The sequence below is a fragment of the Hymenobacter crusticola genome (assembly GCF_002154225.1).
In the GTDB taxonomy this organism is placed as follows: Bacteria; Bacteroidota; Bacteroidia; order Cytophagales; family Hymenobacteraceae; genus Hymenobacter; species Hymenobacter crusticola.
Map to the genome: position 1 here is coordinate 1 of NZ_MTSE01000085.1, position 2,327 is coordinate 2,327.

At 60.3% G+C, this 2,327-nt stretch carries 2 protein-coding genes; both read left to right on the plus strand.

Going from position 1 to position 2,327, the window contains the following annotated elements:
- Positions 1–393 precede the first annotated feature (393 nt).
- Positions 394–1,797, plus strand: a complete 1,404-nt coding sequence (locus tag BXP70_RS28890; protein WP_179197900.1) for a TlpA family protein disulfide reductase — start codon at positions 394–396, stop codon at positions 1,795–1,797.
- 325 nt (positions 1,798–2,122) lie between these two features.
- Positions 2,123–2,327: hypothetical protein (locus BXP70_RS28895; protein ID WP_143436784.1), on the plus strand; the 205-nt coding region annotated here is incomplete at its 3' end.

Below are 2,327 nucleotides of genomic sequence, written 5' to 3' on the forward strand. Positions count from 1 at the left end.
CCCGGCGCGGGTAGGCTTTTCCCACCGGGGCTGTTGTGCCTTGGACATCATACGGTAGTCCGTTCTTAAAATGTCCAAGCTATGAGAGGGCTTTACTCTGCTTTGAAGAGGAGGGTATCCTCCCCGAGAGTGCGAACGCCAAAAAAGTCACGAAGACTGTCTCCGGCCAGCCAACGGGAAGTCGTGGCGGTTGCAAGAAGACCCGCAAAAAAGCGCTAGTTTTAGCAACTGCTGCTCCCACCCACCCGTCTAGCGACAGGGCGTGAGTGGGGCTTGGATTTGGTATCAACCCGTTGACCGTCTGCTGCGATGACGAGCGTGTTCTGCACCACCCTTTGTTGCTGTTTGCTTTTCGTGGCGACACGGGGCTACGCCACCCCCCCGAGGGCCGTATTGCTCGCCGAGCCGGGCAGCGATCCCATTAGCTTCGGCTACAGCAACATTTATGGTTTGTCTAAGCGCAGCGACGTCAGCCCCCAGCGGCCCGGCTACGTCGAGTTTGACAGCCTTTCCTTCGCCCCGGTACTCGTGTCGTTCACCACCGAGTTGCGGCTGCAGCGCGGGCAGCGTTCCCAACTCCGGGAGCGACCGGTCCTGGTGCTACTGCCCGGCGACACGGTGCGCGTGACGCATCACGCGGCCGACAATACGTTCTCGTTTCGGGGACGCCACCAAGCCGAACTCGATTTTTGCGTTCGCCTCTGGCAAGGATCCCTGAGTCTCAGCGGCCTCGACAACCGGCAAGCCGAGGTCGTAGGCACCGACTCCACCATCACGTATTGGGACCCCCAGCGCAGCGGCTGGGCCGCCCGCTCTGCCCAGCCGCTGGCTCAGTACCTGCAGCAGTGGAGCCAGTGGCGGGTGGAAGCCGAGGGGCAGCTGGCGCGCTTGCGCGGCACGCCCGGCCTTCGCCCGGAGGTGGCCGCGAGCTTGAACCGACACCTGCGGCTACGGGTCTTTGCGCGGCTGCTCCGACCGGCCCATCCGACGAGTCGCCACGACAGCTTACGCACGTTCCCGGCCGCTTACCGGGACACCGTGGCCGCGTACTTACCGGGTATCTTGGCCCTGCAGACGCTGCCCGCCGCGGCCGCGGAGGGGCTGGCCTGGGCCCTGCATAGCTATATCACGTATCAGTGCGTGCTGGCCCGCCAATTCCCCTCTTTGGGGGCGCGGTATCTGCAGGCCAAGCAGACCCTGAGCGGTTTCCATCGGGCCTGGGTCTGTTTTCTAATTTTGAACGAAGGACCGCTGCGGCGCCCGGACATTCGCTACCGCCTGCAAGACTACGTCCGCTGGGTGGCGTCGCACCAGGAGTTTGTGCGGGTCTTGCGCGGAGAACCGAGCCGGGCGCTGCGGTCCTACCCGCACGCGGCCTTTTCCGATTCGTTGACCAGTGCCACCAACGCGGCGAGCCATCTAACGGACCTGCTGGCGACGCAACGGGGGAAAGTGGTGTTGCTTGACTTGTGGGCCAGTTGGTGCGCGCCCTGCCAAGAGGAAATGCCGGCCTCTGTGGCCTTGACCCGGCGCTACGGCGCGCGGGGGCTGGTCGTGCTCTACCTCTCCGTTGACCAAGAGCGCGCCGCCTGGCAAAAAGCGTTGCGCCAGTTGCCGGCCGGGACCCGCCAGCACTACCGTTTCCGCCAGCCCAAGGCCTCCGCTTTTCTGCAGGCGTTCGACGTGCGGACGGTGCCGCGCTACATCTTGCTGGATCGCAGCGGCATCGTCCGCGATCCGGACGCGGTGCGGCCGAGCGATCCGCGCTTGCGGGACATCCTGGAAAAACTCCTGTAAGCAAGGAAATAACTTTTATCTAGCAAGGTTACTACACGCAAGCACGAGCCAGGGAATGGTTGATCAGAAGACTATATTGATTAGGACATCGAAGCATGCCTGAAATTATTACTTTTCCAAGATAAGTCCGCGAACAGGTATTATGTTCAGAAATTATTCTAAGAATTGCTTCTACTCAATATGGCTTCTTGGTTAGCCGTAAAATTCTATTTGCTATTCCTGAAAGCTTACTCATTGAGTGTCTTTGCGCTAGTTAACGCTGCTAGTGTACTAATGTAGCTAGACGAAAGGCAGCTAAGCCGGGTATTTGCTGTATCTATGTCTGATGAACACCTTTAGCACACTACAAGAACTAGAAGCCAGCGTGGAGGCGTATTGGCGTTGGATTGCCACGGATCCCGTCTGGGCAGGTTTGCCGTTGGAAGAGGTAAAATCCCGCTATATCGATAATGGCCACGACGGGCCTGACTATGAACGCCTGCGGCACCAACTAGAACGGGGCGTGCTGGCCGTCATCGACGTGGCTAAGG